This window comes from Spartinivicinus poritis (assembly GCF_028858535.1).
Taxonomy (GTDB): Bacteria; Pseudomonadota; Gammaproteobacteria; order Pseudomonadales; family Zooshikellaceae; genus Spartinivicinus; species Spartinivicinus poritis.
Window position 1 is genome coordinate 1 of record NZ_JAPMOU010000130.1, and the last position, 2791, is coordinate 2791.

General features: G+C 39.1%; 5 protein-coding genes. 3 read left to right on the forward strand and 2 right to left on the reverse strand.

The annotated features are described in order from the left end of the window. Positions 1 to 299 precede the first annotated feature (299 nt). Both ORQ98_RS29210 and ORQ98_RS29215 read right to left on the reverse strand, forming a co-directional pair. Positions 300 to 971, reverse strand: coding sequence for an outer membrane beta-barrel protein (locus ORQ98_RS29210; RefSeq protein WP_274692350.1), 672 nt, complete (start codon positions 969 to 971; stop codon positions 300 to 302). Positions 972 to 1167: 196 nt separating this feature from the next. Beyond that, entirely contained in the window at positions 1168 to 1575 is a 408-nt protein-coding gene (locus ORQ98_RS29215; RefSeq protein WP_274692351.1) for a tail fiber domain-containing protein, read from the reverse strand. 26 nt (positions 1576 to 1601) lie between these two features. Here ORQ98_RS29215 and ORQ98_RS29220 point away from each other — a divergent pair, with 26 nt between their 5' ends. The 3 genes from ORQ98_RS29220 (at position 1602) to ORQ98_RS29230 (ending at position 2447) form a co-directional block, all read left to right on the forward strand. Next, on the forward strand, positions 1602 to 1778 hold the full coding sequence (locus tag ORQ98_RS29220; RefSeq protein WP_274692352.1) for a hypothetical protein: 177 nt from the start codon (positions 1602 to 1604) through the stop codon (positions 1776 to 1778). 94 nt (positions 1779 to 1872) lie between these two features. Beyond that, on the forward strand, positions 1873 to 2067 hold the full coding sequence (locus ORQ98_RS29225; protein ID WP_274692353.1) for a type II toxin-antitoxin system VapB family antitoxin: 195 nt from the start codon (positions 1873 to 1875) through the stop codon (positions 2065 to 2067). After that, complete coding sequence (locus tag ORQ98_RS29230; RefSeq protein WP_274692354.1) at positions 2067 to 2447, forward strand: type II toxin-antitoxin system VapC family toxin; 381 nt, start codon at positions 2067 to 2069, stop codon at positions 2445 to 2447. The genes ORQ98_RS29225 and ORQ98_RS29230 overlap by 1 nt, the downstream gene beginning before the upstream one ends. The last annotated feature ends 344 nt before the right edge of the window (positions 2448 to 2791 follow it).

Consider the following 2791-nt stretch of genomic DNA (forward strand, 5'->3'; position numbering starts at 1 on the left):
CAAATCCTCTCATAACAGTGGATTATACACATGATGCTGTATTATTGAACCTAGAAATGATTCGCGACTGGTATAGTTAACGAGGTTCTTGATTATTGTGATAGCGAAATGAGAAAGCCAGGCCATTCAATGGCTATAGCGCAAGGCACAAAGCCGGTAATACACTAAACCCCACCCCAAAATTAAACGATAGCTTTTGTATGCTCTGGACAGAACGACAGGTTTGTTTTGTCTGGATTTTGAGCAATAAAAAAGCCACATTTTGGTGACTTTTTTATTGTAAATATTTCTAGGTAAACTTAGAAATTATATTGTAAAGAGGCTGTATATGTATCAATATCATTTTCACCAAAATCTGATTTTTTATCACCAATACCGTTGATACGTTCCCAGTTCAAGCCAACAGTAAAATGATCGGTAATGTTGTAGTTAGCGCCTAGCCCTACTCTTAAACTAGAACCTTTTTCTGTAGATTTTTTCTTCGCAAATCCACGGTTCTCAATCTCTTCCTTTACTTCCCATTTTAACAATCCAGCAGATGCTTTAAGCTCAAATTGATTATTAATTGGATATATGCCTATGGCCTTTAACCCATAACCACTGATTTCATTCTCAACCTCAGAAAAGACAATACCAGATTTCTTATAATCAGCATAAGTGTGGCCTAGTCTAAGGTAGTCTGCCTCAACTGCAAGATAACGATTTATGCGATATCCTCCAAATATATTGCCTACACCTGTTCTTTCAGTATATTCTGCTTCAATTTCTCCAGTTACTCCCCCTCTTCTTCTGAAGTCATCGAAAGTATTATCTATAGATTTTTCATAAGCACCACCTAAATCAGCAGCACCTAATCCGAAGCCTAAATAAAATCCACTTTTTTCGTCAGCAAATGGATTTATATTATCTTGTGCAAAAACCGGCGCTACTATAACAGCAGAGATAGCAACAGCTGACACCATTTTTTTCATTCATTACACCTTATAGTTTACTACACTAGTGACATGCATATTTTGGATATAACACCCAAGCCTTTGGAAAGTAATGGATGGTATTTAACCAGAGGATGAAATCTAAATAGTCATAGAATTGTAAAGCAGTGCAAAAATGAGCAATGGTTCACTAATTATGAGAATAGGAGTTCCAGCACTCCTACTCTTATATCAGCTATATTTCACGCTCTCTTTTTAAGTCTTCAACTTCCTGTTTAAGTTCTTTTACTGCTTCAACTAGAACAGGAATTAAGCCTGTGTAATTTACTTGTAGATAACCGCTTTCATGCGTAGTGACTAGTTCAGGAAAGACTTGCTGTATGTCTTGGGCTATGACGCCATATTCTTCGGTATTTGTGGGTTCAAAGGTATAAGAAACACCTTTTATTTGAGTGAGTTTAGCTAGGCTGCTGGGTAGTAATTGGATGTTTGTTTTAAGGTTTTCGTCACTGAAGCGAGCAGGTGATCTCCAATAGTTTTTTGTACATTTAGCATTATCATACTTAGAGCATATACGTCCCGCACTGGCGTAGTTTGAGAATAATAGTCCTATAAATATAAGTAGAGCGATTTTTTTAAACATAAAATACTACTCCTGTAGTTCTATCCTTGTTCAAAGAAATAGTAGGCTTATTTTTGGGTTTATTATTTGATGTGAATCAGTTGGGTGACTGGTTAGTCGTTAGAGCTTTGAAAGAGCCGCTCTATAAGTATTATCGTTGGTTAGTGAGAGACGGGCTTGTTGTACAGGATGCAGAGACTAAGTTGTTTTATCGGGCTGCATAGTAGTAAACGATACGGAGTCACGTTTACTGAACCCATCTTGCCTTGATGATGTATTTGATTCATAATTACATCAATATTGATTCAGGAGCTAACCATGCGTACTACTGTCACTATTGATGATGCCCTATATGAAAAAGCTCTGGAGATGGCTGACCCTAATATGGATAAGTCAGAGCTTTTCCGAGAAGCTATTAAAACATTTGTAAGAGTTCAAGCAGCCAAACGTCTTGCAGCCTTGGGTGGTGCAGCACCTGAAATGCAGGATATACAACGCCGTGGTACTGAATAATGAGCGTGCTTGTTGATACTTCTGTATGGGTAGATCACTTTAGAAACCGAAACAATGCCTTGGTTAATCTTATTCAGATTGACCTAGCACTGACTCACCCTATGGTTTTAGTGGAGCTTGCTTGTGGCACACCTCCAGCCCCCCGTGCTCAAACACTCAACGACATTGGACTTTTACAACCAGCCAATCAAGCTAGCTTGGACGAAGTAATGGAGTTTATCGAGCGTGAAAAGTTGTATGGGTTAGGGTGTGGATTGGTAGATACAGCATTACTGGCATCAACACTGATCACACCAGGTGCTAAATTATGGACACTAGATAAGCGTCTTGCCAATTTAGCTGAGCGTTTTGATGTAAGATACCAGCCCAATTTACACTAGATACTGATTAAGCTAGGAGGCTCAGCACTCCTAGCACTGCCCCTCACTGTTATGGCCAGTTCAAGGCGGGCCAACACTAACAAAAACCCACCGACAGCACAAGTTTTGTACACCTATAGCTGTGTAGCAATGTCCAAATATTTCGTCTTTCCGGAGGAAACAAAAATAAATAAAATTATGAACAGTTCTGGTTATGGCTGGAAGAGCTAACAGAGACTGGCTAAATAGCAACCTAGATAGAAAGCTAAGTGACTGACTAAACACTGCTACTCGATTCCGAAGTTTTTAATGCTTGACTAGCAGGATGAGGAAGACTTAAAGGGCTGGACTACAGGCATGGCTCC